24 protein-coding genes are annotated in these 21,991 nt (G+C 44.0%); 8 read left to right on the top strand and 16 right to left on the bottom strand.

The window, feature by feature from the left end; translation table 11 throughout:
* Window positions 1-146: 146 nt before the first annotated feature.
* Window positions 147-584 carry a hypothetical protein gene (locus RB622_RS27565; protein ID WP_308050028.1) on the bottom strand — a complete coding sequence of 146 codons (438 nt, stop codon included), beginning with the start codon at window positions 582-584 and terminating at the stop codon, window positions 147-149.
* Between the two features lie 205 nt (window positions 585-789).
* On the opposite strand from RB622_RS27565, the gene RB622_RS27570 reads away from it, so the two are divergent.
* From RB622_RS27570 to RB622_RS27580, 3 genes are all read left to right on the top strand, one after another.
* The gene (locus tag RB622_RS27570) at window positions 790-2,187 is read left to right on the top strand and encodes a cation:dicarboxylate symporter family transporter (RefSeq protein WP_308050029.1); all 1,398 of its coding nucleotides are present in this window, start codon (window positions 790-792) and stop codon (window positions 2,185-2,187) included.
* 60 nt (window positions 2,188-2,247) lie between these two features.
* Window positions 2,248-2,601: an ArsC family reductase gene (locus tag RB622_RS27575; RefSeq protein ID WP_308050030.1), complete on the top strand. Its 354-nt coding sequence runs from the start codon at window positions 2,248-2,250 to the stop codon at window positions 2,599-2,601.
* Window positions 2,602-2,748: 147 nt separating this feature from the next.
* Window positions 2,749-3,426 carry a helix-turn-helix transcriptional regulator gene (locus RB622_RS27580; protein ID WP_308050032.1) on the top strand — a complete coding sequence of 226 codons (678 nt, stop codon included), beginning with the start codon at window positions 2,749-2,751 and terminating at the stop codon, window positions 3,424-3,426.
* Between the two features lie 47 nt (window positions 3,427-3,473).
* Here RB622_RS27580 and RB622_RS27585 read toward each other — a convergent pair whose 3' ends face one another.
* Both RB622_RS27585 and RB622_RS27590 read right to left on the bottom strand, forming a co-directional pair.
* Window positions 3,474-4,115, bottom strand: coding sequence for a hypothetical protein (locus tag RB622_RS27585; RefSeq protein ID WP_308050033.1), 642 nt, complete (start codon window positions 4,113-4,115; stop codon window positions 3,474-3,476).
* Between the two features lie 18 nt (window positions 4,116-4,133).
* Window positions 4,134-5,354, bottom strand: coding sequence for a THUMP-like domain-containing protein (locus RB622_RS27590; protein ID WP_308050034.1), 1,221 nt, complete (start codon window positions 5,352-5,354; stop codon window positions 4,134-4,136).
* Between the two features lie 247 nt (window positions 5,355-5,601).
* On the opposite strand from RB622_RS27590, the gene acs reads away from it, so the two are divergent.
* Window positions 5,602-7,491, top strand: coding sequence for an acetate--CoA ligase (gene acs / locus RB622_RS27595; RefSeq protein ID WP_308050035.1), 1,890 nt, complete (start codon window positions 5,602-5,604; stop codon window positions 7,489-7,491).
* A 65-nt stretch (window positions 7,492-7,556) separates the two neighbouring features.
* Here the strand turns inward: acs and RB622_RS27600 are convergent, their stop codons facing one another.
* From RB622_RS27600 to RB622_RS27630, 7 genes are all read right to left on the bottom strand, one after another.
* Entirely contained in the window at window positions 7,557-7,694 is a 138-nt protein-coding gene (locus RB622_RS27600; protein ID WP_308050036.1) for a FeoB-associated Cys-rich membrane protein, read from the bottom strand.
* A gap of 14 nt (window positions 7,695-7,708) precedes the next feature.
* Window positions 7,709-8,248, bottom strand: a complete 540-nt coding sequence (locus RB622_RS27605) for a YfiT family bacillithiol transferase (protein WP_308050037.1) — start codon at window positions 8,246-8,248, stop codon at window positions 7,709-7,711.
* Window positions 8,249-8,323: 75 nt separating this feature from the next.
* Entirely contained in the window at window positions 8,324-9,115 is a 792-nt protein-coding gene (locus RB622_RS27610) for an inositol monophosphatase family protein (RefSeq protein WP_308050038.1), read from the bottom strand.
* A 7-nt stretch (window positions 9,116-9,122) separates the two neighbouring features.
* A complete protein-coding gene (locus RB622_RS27615; RefSeq protein WP_308050039.1) occupies window positions 9,123-10,355 on the bottom strand; it encodes a DUF4105 domain-containing protein in 1,233 nt (410 codons plus the stop codon).
* A gap of 13 nt (window positions 10,356-10,368) precedes the next feature.
* Window positions 10,369-11,076: a 16S rRNA (cytidine(1402)-2'-O)-methyltransferase gene (gene rsmI / locus RB622_RS27620; RefSeq protein ID WP_308050040.1), complete on the bottom strand. Its 708-nt coding sequence runs from the start codon at window positions 11,074-11,076 to the stop codon at window positions 10,369-10,371.
* A gap of 61 nt (window positions 11,077-11,137) precedes the next feature.
* On the bottom strand, window positions 11,138-11,380 hold the full coding sequence (locus RB622_RS27625) for a 4a-hydroxytetrahydrobiopterin dehydratase (RefSeq protein ID WP_308050041.1): 243 nt from the start codon (window positions 11,378-11,380) through the stop codon (window positions 11,138-11,140).
* A gap of 30 nt (window positions 11,381-11,410) precedes the next feature.
* The gene (locus RB622_RS27630; RefSeq protein WP_308050042.1) at window positions 11,411-11,842 is read right to left on the bottom strand and encodes a hypothetical protein; all 432 of its coding nucleotides are present in this window, start codon (window positions 11,840-11,842) and stop codon (window positions 11,411-11,413) included.
* Between the two features lie 171 nt (window positions 11,843-12,013).
* On the opposite strand from RB622_RS27630, the gene RB622_RS27635 reads away from it, so the two are divergent.
* From RB622_RS27635 to RB622_RS27645, 3 genes are read left to right on the top strand one after another with little or no spacing between them, the layout of a single operon-like run.
* Complete coding sequence (locus RB622_RS27635; RefSeq protein WP_308050043.1) at window positions 12,014-12,442, top strand: OsmC family protein; 429 nt, start codon at window positions 12,014-12,016, stop codon at window positions 12,440-12,442.
* Between the two features lie 51 nt (window positions 12,443-12,493).
* Complete coding sequence (locus tag RB622_RS27640; RefSeq protein WP_308050067.1) at window positions 12,494-13,315, top strand: thymidylate synthase; 822 nt, start codon at window positions 12,494-12,496, stop codon at window positions 13,313-13,315.
* 12 nt (window positions 13,316-13,327) lie between these two features.
* Entirely contained in the window at window positions 13,328-13,936 is a 609-nt protein-coding gene (locus RB622_RS27645; RefSeq protein WP_308050044.1) for a trimeric intracellular cation channel family protein, read from the top strand.
* Window positions 13,937-14,099: 163 nt separating this feature from the next.
* Here RB622_RS27645 and RB622_RS27650 read toward each other — a convergent pair whose 3' ends face one another.
* A complete protein-coding gene (locus RB622_RS27650; RefSeq protein WP_308050045.1) occupies window positions 14,100-14,999 on the bottom strand; it encodes a DUF2911 domain-containing protein in 900 nt (299 codons plus the stop codon).
* Window positions 15,000-15,075: 76 nt separating this feature from the next.
* Between RB622_RS27650 and RB622_RS27655 the strand changes: the two genes are divergently transcribed.
* A complete protein-coding gene (locus RB622_RS27655; protein WP_308050046.1) occupies window positions 15,076-15,609 on the top strand; it encodes an NUDIX hydrolase in 534 nt (177 codons plus the stop codon).
* 267 nt (window positions 15,610-15,876) lie between these two features.
* Here RB622_RS27655 and RB622_RS27660 read toward each other — a convergent pair whose 3' ends face one another.
* The 5 genes from RB622_RS27660 to RB622_RS27680 all read right to left on the bottom strand — a co-directional run bounded on the left by RB622_RS27660 (window position 15,877) and on the right by RB622_RS27680 (window position 21,935).
* Complete coding sequence (locus RB622_RS27660) at window positions 15,877-17,550, bottom strand: S8 family peptidase (RefSeq protein ID WP_308050047.1); 1,674 nt, start codon at window positions 17,548-17,550, stop codon at window positions 15,877-15,879.
* Window positions 17,551-17,620: 70 nt separating this feature from the next.
* On the bottom strand, window positions 17,621-19,213 hold the full coding sequence (locus RB622_RS27665) for an FMN-binding glutamate synthase family protein (RefSeq protein ID WP_308050049.1): 1,593 nt from the start codon (window positions 19,211-19,213) through the stop codon (window positions 17,621-17,623).
* A gap of 75 nt (window positions 19,214-19,288) precedes the next feature.
* Window positions 19,289-20,533 (bottom strand): 3-phosphoshikimate 1-carboxyvinyltransferase, encoded by a 1,245-nt coding sequence (locus tag RB622_RS27670; protein WP_308050050.1) that lies wholly within the window; start codon window positions 20,531-20,533, stop codon window positions 19,289-19,291.
* 74 nt (window positions 20,534-20,607) lie between these two features.
* Window positions 20,608-21,222 (bottom strand): hypothetical protein, encoded by a 615-nt coding sequence (locus RB622_RS27675; protein WP_308050051.1) that lies wholly within the window; start codon window positions 21,220-21,222, stop codon window positions 20,608-20,610.
* 86 nt (window positions 21,223-21,308) lie between these two features.
* Window positions 21,309-21,935: a DUF502 domain-containing protein gene (locus RB622_RS27680; protein WP_308050052.1), complete on the bottom strand. Its 627-nt coding sequence runs from the start codon at window positions 21,933-21,935 to the stop codon at window positions 21,309-21,311.
* Between the last annotated feature and the right edge of the window lie 56 nt (window positions 21,936-21,991).

The raw sequence follows: 21,991 nt of genomic DNA on the forward strand, positions 1-21,991 counted from the left end.
AGTAGGTTGTCTGCGGCCCATTTTTCCTGATTTGCTTATAACTAAAGATAATCAATTCTGAAAAAATAAACAACACTATATACGCAAAAAAAGAGACTGCCCTTTTGAGACAGCCTCTTCGAAAAAATATTGCCAAAGCTATAAAACTATGCTACGTATTTATCACGGATTTGAAACAAGACCCAAAAGCCAAGTACGCCGCCGATAATCACAGCAAGAATCGCCAGTTGAAGCAGGTTGCTGATCAAACTTAATAATAGTGCGTAGTACATAAGGTTCCAGCCTGCTTTTTTGCGGGCACGTAATGGTGAAAATGCCATCAGGTACATAATCATCATGACGGCTGCCAGGACGATACCTACATAAAAACTAAATCCGCTGCCGTAAGCTGCAAGTCCCAGACCAATGGCTGCGCCGCCGATACCAAATGCGGCTAATAAACCCAGCAGGCCTAAAATGGCGCCAATGAGGATTAAATAGGGTCCGTACTGGACAAGAAGTTCTTTGACATTGTCAGGAAAAGGAGGAAATTTTCCTAAAAAAATTGGTTCTAATTCGTTTTCAAGGATGAGTCTGGATTCCATTAACAGTAGATGTTTGAAAAGTTGAGAAACAATTGATTATTTTTAGAAAGCTAGAAAAAATAGTGCAAATATTCAATAAAATCATCCAATGTATAGAGTTTATTTCGTAAAAGGTTTAATTTGACCTACACATTCATGCAACCCTTTACCTGAATTTAGCTAAGTTTACTGATCCAAACTGTTACCTCATCTCCAAAATTCTTGTATGAAGAACAAAATTACCATTGTAAATCTGGCTCTTATTACCATTGCTGCGCTCGCCACAGTACTTAATGCTTATCACATTCTCCTGATTTCGACTGACGTATTGGTTGGACTTCGGTGGGCCGCTTTGGCAGGACTCATCATCTATGCCTTCCTGAAAAGAAATCTGACAACTTCCATTCTGATTTCGATGCTGGTGGGAACGGAAATTGGTTATGATTTTCCTGAATTGGGGACTAGCCTTCATTTTTTGAGACAGATTTTCCTTCAGATGATCAAAACGGTAATTGCGCCGCTTCTTTTTGCGACGTTGGTAACGGGTATCGCCGGGCATTCGGATTTGAAACAGGTAGGGCGCATGGGATGGAAATCTTTGCTTTATTTTGAGGTTGTAACAACGTTTGCATTGTTAATAGGCTTGTTTTTCGCCAACTGGTTTAAGCCGGGCGCGGGCATTATCCCTCCTGCTAATCTGAATGCCGCTTTACCAAAAGTTGCTGACCAGACCTGGCAGGATATTGTCGTACATTCATTCCCTGAAAACCTTGCGAAATCGGTTTATCACGGAGAGGTTCTTCAGATTGTTGTTTTTAGCGTTCTTTTTGGGATAAGTCTGGCGATGATCCCGGCGGCAAAGAAGGAGAAATTTGTGGCTGGTATAGAAACACTTGCGGAGGTAATGTTCAAGTTCACAAAGATCATTATGCTTTTTGCTCCGGTTGGTGTAGGCGCCGCTATTGCGGAGACGGTAGGACATATGGGTATTGATGTGCTTAAAAACCTGGCTATGATGCTGGCTACTTTGTATTGCGCGCTGCTGGCTTTTATGCTGCTGGTGTTTGTGCCGGTTATGCTGATCGCAAAAATCCCGATTATCAAATTTATCAAGAATATCTTTGAACCGGTTTCTATTGCCTTTGCTACGACGAGTTCAGAATCTGCGTTGCCTAAGGCGATGGAGAAAATGGAGAAGTTTGGCGTTCCCCGTCAGATCGTTTCCTTCGTTATGCCGACCGGTTATAGTTTTAATCTGGACGGATCAACGTTGTATCTGGCATTGGCAACGGTATTTGTTGCGCAGGCCACCGGGACGGAAATGTCAGTCGGGCAGCAGCTTTCCATGGTGTTTTTACTGATGTTAACCAGTAAAGGCGTAGCAGGTATTCCTCGGGCGACTCTGGTGATTTTGCTTGGCGCGATTGCCAATTTCGGTATGCCTGAGTGGCCGGTGTTGCTTTTGATGGGTATTGATGAACTGATGGATATGGCCCGAACTTCTGTCAATGTGACAGGAAACTGCCTTGCAACCGCGGTTATTGCACGTTGGGAAGGGGAGCTGGACGATGAAAAAATGCAAATGTCCGACAAAGTCTTAGAGGAAGAAGTCATTTCAGCTTAAAATTAATCATTAGTAAAATGGCCGTCAGAGCAAGTTTGGCGGCCGAAAGTATCAAAATTTATGTTTACTGTATACGGAATCCCGAATTGCAACACGGTGAAAAAGGCCAGGACATGGCTCGATGAAAAGGGCATACCTTACACTTTTCATGATTACAAAAAGAAAGGCATAACCGCCGAGAAAATATCCAGCTGGTTTCAGTATTATCCATGGGAAAAGCTGGTTAATAAAGCAGGCACGACCTGGAAACAATTGTCAGATGCGGAGAAAGCTGCCGTTACTGATGGAAACTCAGCATCCGATCTGATGATTGCTAAAAATTCGGTGATCAAAAGGCCATTGATCGAAGACGCTTCGGGAAAGGCCGTAGCATTGGGTTTTTCTGAAAAAGAATACGAAGAAGCGTTTTTATAACGCAGATCGAATTTGTTGATTTTGACAGTTAGCGGACGGTAAATGGCTGTCCGCTAATTTTTTGTGTTAACTTTTGTTCACAACGGAGGGTATGGCATAAGTTTTTGATAAATTTAGCCTATTCATTTCAGCGCAAATTATTAAACTATGGATGACGAGCTTATTGAAAATAGGGTCAATGATCGTATTCATTCGATTGACAGGATTGCGGAACAGCTTCCGGTAATCATCATCATTCATAGCATTACAGATTTTTCTGTGGTTTATATGTCCCCCCATGGTTTGGAATTGTTAGGGATTACGCTCGAAGAAATCAGGGAAATGAAAGCGGAATATCGCGCGCGGTTTTTCAATATTGACGACTGGGATGATTATGCCCCAAAAATAAAGAAGCTGCTCACAGAAAATGATATGAATGAAAGTATCACGTATTTACAGCAGGTAAAACTTGTCGCGCATGACCAATGGGTGTGGTACATGAGTGCTACCCGGCTTTTTATGCAAAATGAGGCCGGTGCGCCGATCCTGACCATTACGACGGCAACGTCCATTGATGATATGAAGCATTTGTCGTTAAAGGCAGAAAAACTGCTGGAAGAGAATACGTTTTTGAGGAATAACTATCAAAAATTTTCGACACTCGGAAAACGTGAAAAGGAAATTTTAAAGCTGGTAGCACTCGGGAAAAGTTCTCCGGACATTGGTGATGAACTCCACATCGCTTCCGCAACCGTGGATGCACACCGGAAGAATATCAAAAAGAAATTGTCAATCAGCTCTCATTATGATTTTACCCAATATGCCAGGGCATTTGACCTGATCTGAAAAAAGCAAGCCGGTTTAGGCTTACATTTTTTTAGATCAGAAATCTGTTATTTTATACGGCCCTTGGCTGTTTCCAAAGCCTTTTGCTTGTTTTGCAAATCAATCAGGGAATTACCTGCTTCGAGTTTCTTTTTCTCCAATGCTGCCCGCAGCTCGGTCAGTTTTTTTTCCGTCTTTTCGATTTCCTTAGCCATGTTGTCATTTTCCTTTGTCTGCTTTTGATAGCTTTTTTCAGATGAGACAAAAATTTCGTCGGCAACACGTGCTTCCTCACGAACACGGGCATAGTCCGCGAAATCTTTCAGGATACTTTCCGCATTTTTATAGGCGTCGTCCGAGGCATTGGTCACGTACTGACCATTCGCATAAAGGGCGAGGAAAACCTGAGACAGGTCTTTTCCTGCGTTAATCTGGCTTGTAATTTTTACAGGAGTGTGTGAAACGGATGGCACAGATGCTTTTTCGATGGTGTATACACCACGTTTGCTCTTAACTTTTCCGAATTTATCAAGATAAGATTCCCAGTATTTGCTCAAATATTTTTCCGAGATATGCTGATTAAGGTTCAGTCCGAAATATTCCTGCTGATCAATGGTTTGTTTTCCGGGCGATACACTTTGCGCACGAAGGGATAGCGCCGTTAATGATAGGATAACAGCGAAAAGAAACGAATTAGTGTGAAGTTTCATGTTATTTTGATTGAAAGATTATAGTTTTTTAGTTACCACTACGATCTTTTTCTGATTGGATAGCGTAGTCGCAAAGAGGTAAAAATTACCACCATCTTTAAGACGCCATTTTTTTCTCAGGTCATCAATTTTTGCGGGAAAATTTCTTATCGTCAGATTTGCCTTGTTATCTTTTACATAATTATCGATCTCCCGGGCATCGGGTTTGCAAACGGCAATGATCTCAAAACAACGGCCGGGGAAGTTGGGAACCGGATCTTTTGAGGTATACAAATGGCTGTGAACGGCCAGTTTTTTTACATGGAATGCGGGACAAATACATCTAAAACCACCTGCTTTCAAAACCGCGGGATGGGGCTCATACAAATACGAAAGCGGTTCACTGAATTCCATTACCGCATCCCGTTCCTGTGCGCGTGTGAAATCCAGCTGATGCAGGATATTCCCTTCGGAATCAACGACGCGCGCCTTGATCTGCAATTCGTCATCAAATGAATCTTTGTTCAGACTGAAAAGTAATTCTTTACATTCCTGCTCATAACCCATCACATGAATTTCTTTAACCGCTTTGAGCTCCTGAACGGCCAGATCGATATCCAGCAGCGGAGACGTTTTCAGCAAAACATTCGGAGCATGTTTAAATAATTCAGGGAGGTGAAATTTTACATCCGGCGCGCAGTCGGAAAGCAGGACAACTTTTTGCTTATTGGCATCTCTGCGGGCCGGATCCGCATAAATCCAGTCTGCCTGCGCGTTTGTTTTTGCCAGTGCGGCGATAGAATCGTCGTGGTGAACCAATATATTTTTTGCGTTCAACAACGCAAAATTGTAACGGGCAGTTTCAGCGACTTCCTCCTGTTGTTCGTAATAATGTGCCTCGTCAAAATTCCGGCTCAGGTAGTAAGAATCGACGCCCATGCCGCCGGTAATATCAATCAGGGTTTTCCCATGGATCAACGTTGATTTATATTTTGCCGTTGCCTCCGAGGAACATTGTTCCACGGACAAAGCGGGTGGGAAAATCAGTTTTTCAACGGAGGACCATTCCGGTAATTTTTTTGATGCTTTCTGACGGGAGAGAATTTGGGCGGCCAGTTTTTTTACGTCCAGTCCCTTAAATCCGGAAGATTTCAGAACCAGTCGGGTTACATCTTCGTTCTTGTTTTTTTGTATAAAATCAAGTTCTGATTCTGTAAAACCAATATCGGGTACATTCTTATTTGTTGTATTCTCGTCCATTTCTTCGGATCATTAACAGGTTTGCAATCCTGTTTTTTTAACCGAAAGTACTCTTTTTTTATTTATAAAAATTCCTCATAACCACGCAAATATATAGATTCCTTTGAATCAGAGCTATATATGCCGATTCTGGGTTTATTTATAGAATACTGAAAAAAGATTCTGTTTTGTTTTAAGTTGGACGAACCAAATGAAAATTATAAATTGTCGGTTATTATAGCAATTTCCTAAGTTAACCTTTTTAATCATGAGAATTAAAACCTTTGAAGAGTATCAGGTTGCCTACCAGCAAAGTGTGGACGATCCCGAAGGTTATTGGGCCGAAGTTGGCCAACAGTTTCAATGGCGCAAACCATGGAGAAAAGTTTTAAGCGGGGATTTTTCCCAGGCAAGCGTGAAATGGTATGAAGGCGGTGTGCTGAATATTACCGAAAATGCGCTTGACCGGCACCTTGCAGACAAGGGGGATCAGCCTGCGATTATCTGGGAGCCAAATGATCCGGACGACCGGGCGGTAACCATCACATACAACGTTTTGTATGACCGTGTTTGCCGTTTTGCCAATGTTTTAAAAAAGCATGGCGTAAAAAAGGGTGACAGGGTTTGTATATACCTGCCGATGGTGCCTGAGCTGACGATCGCTGTGCTTGCCTGTGCCCGTATCGGCGCGGTTCACTCGGTGGTTTTTGGTGGATTCTCCGCCAAATCCATTGCAGATCGTATCAATGATGCAGCATGTACAATGGTGATTACTTCGGACGGTTCTTACCGTGGCCCGAAAGTGATCCCGATGAAAGAAACGGTCGATAACGCGCTGGATTTATGCAAAACAGTTAAAAACGTGATCGTCATGACGCGTACCCGCACACCGGTTTCCATGCTGAAAGGGAGGGATCTGTGGTGGGAGGAAGAAGAAAAGACAGTGGATTCTGTATGTCCGGCTGAACCGATGGATGCGGAAGATACACTTTTCATTCTTTATACTTCGGGGTCAACAGGAAAACCAAAGGGTGTGGTGCATACCATTGCCGGATACATGGTTTTTGCAACGCATACGTTTGCCAACGTTTTCCAGTATGAGCCCGGCGAAGTGCATTTTTGTACCGCGGATATCGGCTGGATCACCGGTCATAGTTATATTGTTTACGGACCGCTTTGTTACGGAGCTACTTCATTGATTTTTGAAGGGGTGCCGACTTATCCGGACGCCGGCCGTTTCTGGCAGATTGTAGCAAAACATAAGGTTAACATTTTATATACCGCACCGACGGCGATCCGCTCTTTGATGAGCTTTGGCTTGTCGTATGTAAAAGATTACGATTTGTCTTCTTTGAAAAAACTCGGTTCGGTTGGAGAGCCTATCAATGAAGAGGCATGGCAATGGTTTAAGCAGAACATCGGGAAAGGCCTGTGTCCTTTGGTGGATACCTGGTGGCAAACCGAAACTGGCGGTATCATGATTTCATCACTTGCGGGTGTTACGCCAGAAAAACCGACATATGCGACTTTGCCGCTTCCTGGTATTCAACCGGTGCTGGTGGATGAAAAAGGTGAGATCATCGAAGGAAATGATGTCAGCGGGAATCTTTGCATAAAATTCCCGTGGCCGGGTATGATCAGAACGACTTATGGCGATCACGAACGTTGCAAACAAACTTATTTCTCAACCTACCCGGGCATGTATTTCACCGGCGACGGCTGTTTGCGTGATGAGGATGGTAATTACAGAATCACCGGTCGTGTGGATGACGTGATGAATGTTTCAGGGCATAGAATTGGTACGGCCGAGGTGGAAAATGCGATCAACATGCACCTGGGTGTCGTGGAATCTGCCGTTGTGGGTTATCCGCACGAGATCAAAGGGCAGGGGATATACGCTTATATCATCACGGAAAGTAAACCGGATGATCCTGAAATGATGCGCAAAGATATCGCTGCGACTGTGTCACGTCTGATTGGTCCAATTGCGAAACCGGACAAAATTCAGTTTGTAGCAGGATTGCCAAAAACAAGGTCAGGAAAAATCATGCGCCGTATTTTACGTAAAGTTGCCGAAGGAGAAATGGACAGTTTGGGAGATACCTCAACCTTACTTGATCCGGGTGTAGTGGAGGAAATAAAAGCAGGAGCGCTGTAAGAAAATAATGACAAATGGCCGGTTAACTGAAATCTCGTGTTTCAGTTAATCGGCCATTTACTATTTTAAGCCAGTTTCTTATCCGTACTGCATCCGCAGCCTTTTCCGCAGCCGCTGTTGCTGTCAAACGATTTCCAGATCTTCCGGCCGATATAACCGGCTGCACATAAGAAAAGAACCAGTACTATTATTTGCTGTATCATATAACCGAAACAGTTTACGACGGCCAATTGTTCCTCGCTGCCAGTTGAAAAGCGTGTTGGTAGTGGTGTTCACTATGCCATGCATAAGTTGCGATAACGGCATCCAAACGGTTTACGCTGTTATTGGCAGGGTGCGTATAGGTACGCGCCAGATCCGCCTCACTAAGCGAATTAAGCAGCAGCACCCAGCGGAGGTGAATGTATCTCAAAAGCTGCAAAGACAATTCTACCGGGCCTTCTTTGGCATCCGGAAGCTCGGCCCACAATGCTTCTTCGTAAGGTTTGATAATTGGATTGTCCTCTGTAAGGGCCAGCCGGAACCTTGTATAGGCGTTCATGTGGCTGTCTGCGACGTGGTGAACCAACTGTCTTACAGTCCAGCCATCAGGTCGGTAGGGCGTGTTATATTTTTCTGTGTCCCAGCCACCCAGAAGGTTAATGAATTTAGAAGGCAGTGCGCTGATAATCTGAATGTTCGTTTTTATTTCGGCAGCTGTGTAACTTTCTTGCGGCGTAAATCTTCCGATCGGAAATCGTAGTTGTTCCAGTTCCATGGTTAATATCATTATGAAGTAGTGAATGATGCAGGATTTTAGCCCTTATCTGAATTTTGACAATTCTTTTGTTTTTCAGAAATTATCTTTGATGGTTGCCACGAGTTCAGCGTGTCCGCCTGCGCCGGCAATGATATCACCGCCGAAAAGATAATTGTCTCCTCCGTTAAAGTCAGTAACCGTTCCGCCAGCTTCTTTGATCAAAAGAACGCCTGCTGCCATATCCCATGAGTTCAGATTGTACTCATAAAACCCATCAAATCGACCGGCTGCCACATAAGCCAGATCCACCGCCGCCGCACCCATTCTTCTGATACCGTGCGTTTTTTGCATCAGTAATTCGAGAATGTACATATAACGTTTCTGCTTTTCAAATTTATAATAAGGGAAACCCGTCGCGATCAGGCTTTCCTGTAAAGAATGCACTTTGGAAACATGTATCTGCCGACCGTTACACCATGCGCCACCACCTTTCCAGCCATAAAAAATCTCATCCAGACTCGGTTCATGGATCACGCCTACAAGCAATTCTTTGCCCCTCGCCAGACCGACGCTTACACAATAAACAGGAATACCGTGAATAAAATTGGTGGTTCCGTCCAATGGATCAATGATCCAGTTAAGTGCTTCCGGGTCTGGTTCCTGGCCGGTTGTACCTTCTTCGGTAATATAGCTGGCTTCGGGTAATATTTTACTTAAACCTGTAACCAACAATTTTTCCGCTTCCTTGTCAACGTAAGAAACCAGATTGTTCAGGTCTTTATATTCAATCTTATCTCGGGAAAAAAGTTTGGCTTCCTGCTGAATAAACGCAGAAGCCTGTTTTACAATTTCAATGGTTTGTTTTGTCAGCAATTCCAGATCCATGCGTATACTATCCTTTTTGCGGGATTTTAGAAAGTGAATTATTAATGTAGTAAATCCGGGTAATGATCAGCAACAGGATCGGGATAACCACAAGATTATGTTTAGCTAGATTGGCGGTGGCGGCCATTACAAGCACGGCGTAAAGGATCAGTACAAACTGAAACCATACCGGTTTTTTGTCTTTGGAAATATACCAGATCAGCGGCAGCCAAAGCGGAAATGCCCAGAGAATATCATAATTCCAGGTCGTAACACCGTGATTTGTTCCAAACCAAAGTGCCAGAATTAACCAGCCAACCAACCCGACAATAGTAAAAAGAATTTTATCGAATGTAAAGTTGATAAGCTCTTTTTTTGTCTGGTAATAGGTATATGCCAAAACAAGCAGCGCCAATGCCCAGAAGAAAACTTTGGGCGTCAGCCAGTCGGAACCTACAACCGGTGCGGCCACAAAAAGATCTCTGGTAGATGCCACCAGAGGCAGTGTCTGGTTACCGACTTTGATCTTTGAATCATCAAAAGCGCTGCTCAGGTTATCTGGTAAAAATGTCGCCTGGGCTGGCGTGGCAATATCGTCCGATGGTGCGCCGATGGCCAAGTCCATGCCAAAATCTGACCATGGCTTTTGTTTGTACGCATACCGGTCAATCCACTGACGAAAGCTTAAAGTATCCTTGGTATAACCCGGAAATTGTAAACTATCACCAACGGCTGCTTTGAGCACGTCCACCATACGGGTTGAACAGTTGTCGTAGAAGAACTTATATTGATATTTTCTGTTTTGAGGCAGATAATTGGTTTCTAACACATCATAAAGTTTCTGCTTTTGGCTTGGAGAAAGATTCAGGATCTGCTCTTTAATAGACCGGTTTTCAGCCTGCCAGTATGGTGTTTGCTGCATAAGCGGAGCCACGGAAAGCGTGTAGGGCAACGTGCCTCTAAGAAATTTGACATAAAAATTTCCTTCGGCAAAGCTGAACGTTCCGTAGTTGTAGGCATTATCCAAGCCGCTCACCGGATCATAGATCCATAAAACGCTGTGGCCAAAACCGGAATAGAGTTCATCTCCCGGGCCAATGGTCACCAGACTGGCCTTTGCCTGCGGGCTCAAAGTCCGGAACTGTGCAAAGGTGGTGGTAATGCTGAAAAATGTCAGAACAAAGAATAAGGCAGCAAGTTTTGGCGTAAGCAAAGCTTTTAAAAACATCGTTCCGGTAATTTTATTAGGGTAGGGTTTCAAATGATTTATCATATTAATTCTCATCACTATAATCAACCTGTTTTTTCTTTTCATCGGTCTTGCCTGCAACGATGATAACGATTTCTCCTTTAATCGTTTTTTCTGAAAAATAGGTAATTATTTCCAGGACTGTACCTCTAACGTTTTCCTCGTAGATTTTAGTGAGCTCCCTCGAAACGCAGGCCTGCCGATCAGCGCCGAAATATTCCGAAAATTGTTGCAGTGCCTTTAACAACCGGTGCGGAGATTCGTAGAAAATCATGGTCCGGTCTTCATTGACCAGATTTTGCAAACGTGTCTGGCGTCCTTTTTTATGGGGTAAAAAGCCTTCAAATGTAAACCGGTCGCTCGGGAGGCCGGAGTTGACCAGTGCTGGTACGAAGGCCGTTGGTCCCGGTAAACATTCAATGGTGATGCCGTATTTTATACATTCCCGGACTAACAAAAAACCCGGGTCGGAAACGGCAGGGGTTCCAGCATCGGATACCAGGGCCATGGTTTCGCCTTTCAGAATGCGTTCAATGATCCGGGTTATGCTTTGGTGTTCGTTATGAATGTGATAACTGTGCATGGGTTTGCTGATACCCAGGTGTTTCAGTAGCGAGCCGGAGGTACGTGTGTCTTCGGCAAGCACAACATCGACGCTTTTTAAAACATTGATCGCACGAAGGGTAATATCTTCAAGGTTGCCAATTGGCGTTGGTACTATGTAAAGTTTCATTGATTGTGTTTTATTGTATTCTGCTGCTTTGTGGGGTTTTGGGCAACCACGAGGGTTGCCCCTACGCCATGTCGGCGTATATGGCGTCAATGAATTCGGCCAAATGTCTGTCTTTGTCTGTTACTTTGTTGCCGGCATCGTGGGTTGATAGCTCAAAATCTACTTTATTATAGGTGTTGGCCCACCAGGGGTGATGATCCAGCCGGTCGGCTACACCCGCTACTTTTGTCATAAAGGCGAAGGCCGATTTGAAATCCCGAAAAACGAAAGTACGTTTTAATTTGTCATCTTCTTCTTTCCACATGGTCTTGGCAGTTTAGTTTTTCAATGACTTTTATTTTTTTGAAACCCGATACTCTACATATTCATCCGGGGCATTTGTTTTGACGCATTTGGTAGTTTCAATGAAGTATAAATTACGTCCTTTAAAATAACCATTCCCGGTCATCCGTGTTGCGCCGCAATCCTTTTCCCCAATCCCGCGATCGTAAATGAAATTTAGTCCCGACATATCAATGCTGATGGTATGCGCAAACGGGGTGATTTCAGTTACGGTAAATTTTGTTTCTGTATTTTTTTCTACTTTTATTGACACCAGGATCGAGTCAGTTGTTGATTTATTTAGAGTTTTATATCCATCGTAATTTCCCGTTAAATCATTGTTTGTTAGGTTGTTGCTTGGGTTTGGCGTTGCCTCGTCTTTATCACTTTTACAAGATATGATCAACAGGAAAACGAAAAGCAGTATAAAGTTTGTTCTATGCATAACGGATATTGGAATCATTGAGTAAACGAAGATACAAGGTAAAGGGCTCATTTTAAATTTTTCAGGTAAATAGCCGTTTCGATAGGGATCAAGTATATTTGCACTTTTAAGAGCTAATATCCGTCAGATCATACAATCTGATTAAGCAGCAGAGAATCAATAAAAATAATTATGAAAGTAGAACTGGTTCGCGTGAATGATGCATTTCATTTTGAAGGCTCAGGATCGTCAGAAGTAAAAGTACATACCGACGGCTCTCCCGAAATCGGAGGACATAACGCTGGTGTAAGGCCAATGGAGCTATTGTTGATGGGATTGGCAAGCTGCAGTGCGATCGACGTGGTGCTTATTCTTAAAAAACAAAAGCAGGATATTACCGATTTCCGTGTTACTGCGGAAGGCGACCGCCAGCAGGAAGAGGATACGAAACGCAGCCCGTTCCGTAACATTCATCTGGTTTTCAAGTTTACCGGGAATGATCTTGACGAGAAAAAAATTGACCGTGCGATCGCACTTTCCATGGAAAAATATTGCTCGGCTACGGCACAGCTGGAAGCATTGGCAACCATAACACACAGTGTTGAAATTGCGTCGGCATAAATAACGAATAAACAATCAGGAGTGTAAATGCTCCGGACAATACAAAAAAGCATGCAGCAATACCACGATTTACTTCGTCATATTCTTGAAAACGGAGTACGGAAAACCGACCGCACCGGAACGGGTACCATCAGTGTGTTTGGTTATCAGATGCGTTTTAATCTGAAAGAAGGGTTTCCTTTGGTCACAACCAAGAAAGTCCACACCAAGTCGATCATTTATGAACTGTTATGGTTTTTAAAAGGTGATACCAATATTAAATATCTGAAAGACCACGGTGTTTCCATCTGGAATGAGTGGGCTGACGAGCGTGGTGACCTGGGTCCCGTGTACGGAAAACAGTGGAGGAGCTGGGAAGGTGCAAACGGAAAATCTTTTGATCAGTTAAAAGAAATTCTTAACCTGTTGAAAAACAGCCCGGATTCACGCCGTATCATCGTTTCGGCATGGAATCCTTCTGAACTTTCGCAGATGAAGTTGCAGCCATGTCACGCTTTGTTTCAGTTTTATGTAGCACCGCCGGACCTGGAAGCGGGTGAGACAAGAGGGAAATTATCCTGTCAGTTGTATCAGCGAAGTGCTGACGTATTTTTGGGCGTGCCGTTTAACATTGCGAGTTATGCTTTGCTTACGATGATGATTGCACAGGAATGCGACCTGGATCTGGGCGATTTCGTCTGGACTGGCGGGGATACCCATATTTATGTCAACCATTTGGAGCAGGTAGAATTACAGTTGAGCCGGGCACTTCGTCCTTTGCCTCAAATGGTTATGAACCCGGGTGTGAAAAGTGTTTTCGATTTTGAATTCGAGGATTTTAAACTTGAAAACTATAATCCATGGCCAGGTATTAAAGCTCCCGTAGCCGTATAAAGGATTAAGCAAATGAGCATCCAGTATATTTTAGAGATTACCGGAACCTTTGCGTTCGCAATTTCGGGTGCTCTTTCCGTCAAGGATGAACAACATCAGGATTGGTTTGGTGCAAGTTTTACCGCTTTTCTTTGTTCGATCGGCGGTGGAACCATGCGTGACGTCCTGCTGGGAAGTTATCCGTTGGTATGGATTAGTGATATAACCATTCTTTACGCCATATTGGCAGGGATTATCACCACTTTTATTTTCTATAAATACCTGATCGGTTTACGTAAAACGTTGTTTCTCTTTGATACCTGTGGTATTGCATTGTTCACGATTGTCGGAACTGAAAAGGCACTTCATTTGGGTGTACGACCGGAAATCGCGGCCATTATGGGTGTTTTTACGGCAATCATGGGTGGTGTGGTCAGAGATATGATGAACAATGAGATCCCGATTATCTACCGAAAGGAAGTTTATGCAACAGCCTGTCTGGCTGGAGCCTGCTGCTATTTGATTTTGGATAAGGTGGGCGCTGAACGAAATATTTCCTTTATTCTGGCTGCGCTTGTTATCATCGTGATCAGAATACTGGCGGTTCGCAATCATTGGAGCGTCCCCAGATTCTTTCGTTAGACTGAGTATTTCAAAAAGCAGATGGGCCGACTCTTTAAAGAACCGGCCCATTTACTTTTTTGATATAAGTAGTAGTGGAAAATTAGTTTACATTATTGATTTTTATAATAAATTATTAATCATTCACTTGCTGAGCTAATCGCCAATAACTACTTATTATTAATTATTTTTTCTTCTTTTTACCTTTTGCTTTTACATCGATTGCCGGAATTTTCGCCTGCATTTCGGTGATACTTTTCGCGATCTGCGTTTTGTAAAAATTGAAGGCGCCATCAGGTGCTGCTGTGCCCAAAGTTATCGCTTTTTGAGCGGCTGGAAGTGCTTCGGCTGTTTTGCCCAGTTTGTTCAGAATCTGTGCCTTGATCCACTGATTTGACCAGTTTTCCTGAAGACCAATTGCTTTGTCCGTCAACGCCAGCGCCTTTGGTAAATCCTGGTTTTTTAGCAATAAATACCCTGCTGCGCTTTGTAAAGTCTGAACATCCTCCGGCTTGTCCTGAACCGCCTTGTCCAGGGATGCGATGGTTAATGCATGCGTAGCCACGGAAAGTTTTACCGGTACTGTCACGGAGCCCCATTCAATGTTTAAAAGTGTTGTGCTGTCGGAGACATTGGAAAAATTAACTTCAAATGTTTCCTTGAACTCGCCAAATAATGGTGTTATTTCAACTCTAGCCGCATCATCCGAGTCCTTATAACCCTCGGTACCGCCGGTTAAATTTTTATTCAGAATAACCACCCACTTTGTCTTGTTGGGGATTGAGAATAAAGCATACTTCCCGGCCGGGACAGTTTTGTCGCCAAAAGTAAAATCGGTTGATGATTCCAGGATTGTCGACTGGTTGGCACCCGTACGCCAAAGTTGCCCAACGGGGGCGATTGGCGTATTTTCCCCAAAAACACTTCTTCCCTTGATACCAGGGCGAGAGTATTTGACAGTAAAATCCGAGATTCCTACCGTTTGTATGATGCTCGATCCGGGGCTTGGCTGGGGAGTGCGCTGGGCAACGGAAGCTGCGGCAACAATAATGGCAAACGAGAAGGATAATAAATACTTTTTCATTTTAATAATGCGGTTTGTTTAATGATCTGTTAAACTTGTGGTGAAATTAGAATGAAATAATCAGATAGCCTACTAAATGAAAAGAAGCGCTTTACTTTCTTTGCTCAATGCCTACGTTCCGTCCGACGCGCTGGAAACGGAAATGTATCTTGAAACTAAAAAATTTGTCAATGACAATCCGGATTGCTTCGAAAGAACGCTGCAAATTGGGCATGTAACGGCTTCGGGCTGGGTGGTTTCCGAAGACAGAAGCCAGGTTTTACTGATGCATCACCGGAAATTGGACCGCTGGTTTCAGCCGGGCGGGCATTGCGACGGAGATGCTGATGTTATCAATGTAGCCGCCAAAGAAGTTGAGGAAGAAACCGGTGTCAGGCATTTCAAACTGGCTCAGGAAGGGATTTTTGATGTGGATGTACATTTGATACCGGCCAATAGCAAAGATCCGGCCCATTATCACTACGATATCCGTATGCTGTTCGAAGCCAATCCAGAAGAGGAACTGGTGATTAATATCGAATCAAAAGACGTGCGTTGGATACCGATGGAAGAAGTGAAACTTCACAACGATTCGGAATCGCTGATGCGGATGGTGCGGAAGATGGTTTAGGTATTGTCTCATTCTCATATCAGCACCAGGAATGATGACGCAATGTTATCTTTTGGATTGGGGATGATTTGTAATTGGTCAAAGCAGCAGGTTGGTTTATGTCCAAATTGGCAAAGAAGTTGTTTGAACTTATTGATAATCCCGAAGGGATGATCGTATTGTAGAAAATGGGGCAAACATTCAGATCACAACCCTGAAAGGGTGTTATAACCATCTTCAAATTATGAATTCAATTCATAATTTGAAGCATGTATTAGATTGAAATAATTAGCGCTTTATAAATTTAAAAGTCCTCAAGCGGTTAAGCAAATCGACCTTAATTAAATATAAGCCGGTACTTAAAGTGTTTGTCGGTAGGGCGAGTACATTGTTAAGTACAACTTGTTTTTTCCATAGCAGGGCACCGTTTTGCGAGATCAAGCTGATGGTTGATTTCTTCCCGGTTAAAGTCGCAGGAAAAGTGAGTGTCAAATCGTCTTGGACCGGATTTGGTGAAAGGATAATCGCGTCCAGAATATCTGGTTCGGTACCCAAAATCAGGAAATTATTTTTGATCACTTCTTCGGCCAGCGGAATGCTTGGAACGCCATAGCCGAGTTTGTTATCGGGATTAGATGCCTGGTGGCCGGATTTTTTTAGTGCAAGAATAATTTGCTGCGCGGTCAGGTTGGGATATGCCTGCCATAAAATTGTCGATAAGCCTGCAATGAGCGGAGCAGAGTAGGACGTGCCATTGCCGGTCGTCGTGGTACCGGTTCCAACGCTATTCCCTAAAACAGTTCCTGAGCCAACGGCTGAAACATCCGGTTTTATCTGCCCGATGGCGTTGGGCCCCACGGAGCTGAAAGCCGCATAACTTTTATCTAGTGTTGTTGCACCGACACTCAGGACAGAATCAACATCCGCCGGTGCTGTAATGTAATGCCAGGCCTTATTGCCTTCATTCCCGGCAGAATTGACAACCAGAATACCCTTGCGCGTAGCAAATCTTGCGGCGCGGGATATGATGGTCGTTTTGCCATCCAGATCTTCATAGGTGTAATTGTATTCCGGGGTATCAAATTCATCATCGAAAGTATTATAACCCAGCGAAGAATTGATCACATCCACACCGGCACTGTCAGCGCGCTCTGCCGCCACCAGCCAGGTCACTTCTTCGTAGGGTGTTTCCATCAAGACGTTTTCCGTACGATACAGGGCGAAATTGGCTTTGTAAGCCGCCCCGATCATCGTGCCGGGCTGATTTGCGGCAATGGTTGAAAGCACGTGGAGGCCATGAGAATCATCGTCATAAACATTGCTGTTGCGACTGATAAAATCGTGGGTATCAACAATCCGTTTTTCATTAAAAAGTGGTTTCAGAAATTGCAGCTCGTTGGCGCGGCTGAAACCCGCATCCAAAATAGCAATCAGCATGTTTTCGCCATGAAAACCTTTTTTATGCAGCACATCGGTGCCCATTAAGGCAAGCTGTTCACGCATGAGGCCGTAATCCAGGTCTTCTTCGGTGGATGCAGTGGTTTCAGTATTGGCCGTTCTTGCCAGCCCGGACGATGGTTTGGAGATATTGGCAAGCGCATGATTTTGCTCAATGCCTTTGTAAAAAGATAACGCTTTAATACTTGTCAGTTGTGCGTCAGAGGCTTCTATCAGTGAGCCATTAAACCAGCGGGACGAATAAATGACTGTGGCTCCGGTTTGTTTTACGGCAGAAATGTAGGCTGGATTAACCGGAAAGTCATTTTCTGTTATGGCGATATTTTGCTTGCTTCTTCTCGTAATCGCTTTTGCCGAAAGATATTCAGCCGGTTTGCCAATGGAATAAGGCGAACCGGTTTTATCTTTGAAAAGTATGAGATATCTGGGATTGGTCTGCGCCAGACAGAAATTTGAGGAAAAACCGAAGGAAATAAATGCGAAAAGTAAAAATCTGAATTTCATTTTTTCATAGCTTTGAGTGGAAACGACCTCTATCAAATATTACTCATCATTGATACGAAGTGTTGCCAATTTAAGCAATACTTTCCACGGGCGCATTTTTTCCTCCTAAATTTGAGCAATCCAGCAATTCCTGAATGCTTTTGTAGGGCACAGGTGTTTTCAAATAACCATAGTTATCTGCCAGCGCAAGGGTTTTGTTGTTGTCTCCCATGGCAATGTCGATGTCATTCATTCCAAACTGGCAGGGATGTTCATAACCGGCCGCGTTCGTGATTTCTATTATTTCCTTGGCAAGTGTTTTCATATAATTGTGAAAACGTTCGCTTTTAAGTGCAGGATCAATGCCGGATTCAAGCCATTTATTATTTGTGGCAATACCGGTAGGGCAGCGGTTTGTATGGCAGGTTTGTGCCTGAATGCAGCCAATCGATAACATCGCCTCTCTGGCCACATTGATCACGTCGGCGCCCATGCAAAAGGCCATCACCGCTTGTGCCGGAAGTCCCAGTTTGCCGGAAGCAATGAAGGTGATTTTATCCGTAAGGTTTCTTTTCTGGAATATTTTGTAAACTGTGCTGAATCCATAAACCCAGGGAAGCGCTACGTGATCGGCAAAAGACGGGGGAGCAGCCCCGGTTCCGCCTTCACCACCGTCGATGGTGAGAAAATCCGGACCTTTGCCGGTCTCAACCATCAGGTCAGCCAGTTGTTCCCACATATCGGTTTTGCCGATGGCCGCTTTGATGCCAACGGGTAATCCGGTTGCTTCGGCCATTTGTTCAATAAACTCGACCATTCCTTTTACATCCGAGAAGGCACTATGGTAAGCGGGCGATACCACATCTTTTCCCATCGGAACATGACGAATCTCTGCAATTTCGGCTGTGATCTTGCTGCCGGGAAGTACGCCGCCCTTTCCGGGTTTGGCTCCCTGAGACAATTTTAGTTCGATCATCCTGACAAAGGGATTGTTCTGGGTCATTTTGACCAGTTTTTCCATCACGAAGTTTCCTTCGTCATCTCGCACACCGAAATAAGAAGTACCCATATTGAAAACCACATCGGCTCCAAACCGGTGGTACGGAGATAAACCGCCTTCGCCGGTATTGTGATAATTCCCAAACCGGACAGACCCTTTATTGAGCGATTCGATTGCTTTGGCGGATAAAGAACCATAACTCATCGCACTGATATTGATGACGGAATGAGGTCTGTAAGGGCGGCGGCGTTTATGGTATTCACCGATCACTTTGGCGCATGGCAGGGCATAATGATTTGGATCCTTGCCGTTGGCCGCGTGATGGGGGTGATTTAAAGGGAGCTTATGCGGTAGTAAAGCAGGTTTGATAAAAACAAAACCGGCTTCATTCATATTCTGGTCAGAACCAAAACCTTGATAATTGTTCTCTTTTTTTGAAGATGCATAGATCCAGGAGCGCTGACGACGGTTAAAGGGCAGTTCTTCCCGGTTGTTTGCCACAATATACTGACGCAGTTCAGGACCGATTTGCTCGATCATGTACCGTAAATGTCCCAGAAGTGGAAAGTTATGCTGGATGGTGTGTTTTTTCTGTAAAATATCCCGAAGGGCAAAAATTACAAGGATGACCAGTATGTAGGCCCAGACAGGAACAGCAGACAGAAAATTAATGGCAGTCATCATAAAACGAAGCGATATTGATGAAGGTTTGGGGGCCTATTCCGCTATTTTATAATAGTAGAATAGGCCCCTTTAAGGTCAGGATAGTTGCATTTCTTCCCAGGTAGTAACCGTGGCCAGATCTTTCCAGTAACCCGGATAAGATTTTACAACCACGCCCGGTTCCTCTATAATAATGTCCTGAACCATACCAACCGGGGCAAAAGCAAGGGCCATGCGGTGGTCGTCATAGGTGAAAATCGATGGTGTTGATGTGGCTTGCCAATTGGTCTTGCGCACCACTTCATATTTTTGATCTTTTTTAATTTCATTCAGTTCCGCACCCAGTTTTTTAAGCTCTTCCTGAAGGGCAAAAACGCGGTCGGTTTCCTTGATCTTTAAACTCTCAATGCCCGTAAGGGTAAGGTGAATATTTTTAACGGCGCAGCATACGGCAACAGTCTGTGCAAGATCAGGGCAATTGGTAAAATCCCAGGCGATGGCATCAGCCGCCGGTATTTTTTTCAAAAGTACGCCACGATCAGTATAGGTGCTTACCACACCAAGCTGAGCCATGATGCCAACAATGGCGCTGTCGCCCTGCAGGGAATTCTGTTTTAGACCAAGTAATTCCACTTCCGCATCTTCCGCCAAAGCGACAATGCTGTACCAGTAACTCGCACCTGACCAGTCTGATTCGATGGCATAGGGCTGAGCCTGATAGCTGCCTGGCGCAACGGTCAGGATATTTGTTTCCCAGTCGGCTGTATATTGGATGCCGAAATGTTCCATTTGTTTCAATGTCATTTCGATATAGGGGCGGGATCCCACTTCGCCTTCGAGCTTAATGGTGATTCCTTCCGGCAGGGCAGGGGCGATCAAAAGTAAGGCAGAGATATACTGGCTGCTCACATCGCCACGGATATTCAATTCGTTTTTTCCTGAATAAGTAAACCCGTTTAACTGCATCGGCGGATAGCCTGTAACATTTTTGTATTCAATATCCGCACCTAAAATACGCAGCGCATCCACAAGAATTCCGATCGGGCGCTCACACATACGGGGCGTTCCTGTCATCAGTTTATGCTGATTGGTCACTGTAAAATAGGCCGTCAGAAAACGCATCGTTGTTCCCGCATCGATCACATCCGCAACAGCATCTTCGGATTGCAGCAATCTTAACATGGTTTGGGAATCACGCGCTTCGGAGATGTTGGAAAGCTCACTTTTAAAACCTGTCAGCGCATTGATAATCAGGGCACGGTTGCATTCACTTTTTGATGCTGCCAATTTTATTTCGGCGCGGATTGCTTGTTGGGGTGGATGTACAAGAATGGATTTCACGGTATTATTTATTTCAGATTTCAGAATTGGAGCCGAAAACCAGCCTTAGAGAGCCGGATAACAGCCTTTAAATTTTAATAAGTTTCTAATACTTTCAACTTATTTTTGCCATTTATTTTCAGTGTGGAAAAAGTCAGTTTATAACAGATTAATCCTGTAACCATAAACGCTCCGCCCACGATAAGTGAGGACGCGTCCGTTGTATATCGTTTATTATCAACGCCTTTGTTGAAAAAATCGGCACCGATGTAGATCAGTCCGGCTAACGGAAGCAGCGGAGCGGCCTGAGAAATGAAAGGAATGCGTCTGCTGGTCTTGACCAACCTAATTTCTTTCAATGGAATCTCCTGATAGGTCATTTGTCCCAAAGCTTCGTTGATAACGGCGATACTGAAAGAAGAATCAGAAACACTGGCAATGGTTTCGTTGAAGCGGATGCTCTCGTTTTTCATCCTGAATTTAATATTGTCGCCCGGAAAAAAGCGATAGCGATGAAAGCCTCCAAGGTTCGGGGAAGCATCCAAAACCAGGTATTTTTGGCCAGGAGCACCAATTACGCGGTTGGTATTGCCTTGTTTAAGAAACAGTTCTTCGCTGGAAAGTGCTTTTCTAGGGTCGTAATTATCTTGAGCCCATGCCGGGATATTCCCCAGAAAAAATAAAAGTAGTAATGTCAGAACTGGTCTCATAAAGAAAATAGAAAGGTTCAAAGATAGGGAATCATTCTTTAAACGGGTAAAACGATTGCATTGTTGTTTCGCTTTCGTGACCGGGATCAGGCTTCTTCGGTTATTTCCTCATGTGGTGGAACCTTGACAGAAACCCCGCCTGAAACCAGCATTTTCATCACATCGGTAGAAGTAGCTTCCAGAATGGTTACGTTTTCAGTTGGGACAATAAATAATTCACCGGAAAGAGCATAGGACAACGGCATATAAACAGCCACATGGTCGTGAATGTGCAGATGACTCAGGTCGGTCTGGGTTATAAACCCGATTTTCTTGATCCCCGTTTCTTTATACATCGTTACCAGAACCGGCTGATTGAATTTTTTTTTATCCCCGACAAATGCAAGAACAAGGTCTTTGATCGAATAATAGATCAGGCTCACCAGCGGGATCCGCCGCATGATGCTTTCGGTAAATTTAAAAAAAGACTGCGGGATAATGGTAGAAAAAACAAACCCCAGCATGATGATGCCCAACAGAATAATCAGGACGCCCAGACCCGGCAAATAAACGGTCTGATTGTTGGATATAGGGATATTGATCGGGATAATGTTGTCCAGAAATTCGACGCCGGTCCAGATAATGATCACGGTGACATAAAGGGGAGCCACCAAAACCAAACCCCGGATAAAATAGCTTAGTATGCGCTTCAGGAAAGTATTTTTCTTTTCCATTAAAAATTTAATCAAACAGTATTTTTATTTTCTCGCAAACCAAATCTTCTCAATAC

Source organism: Dyadobacter sp. LHD-138, from assembly GCF_030929615.1.
GTDB lineage: Bacteria > Bacteroidota > Bacteroidia > Cytophagales > Spirosomataceae > Dyadobacter.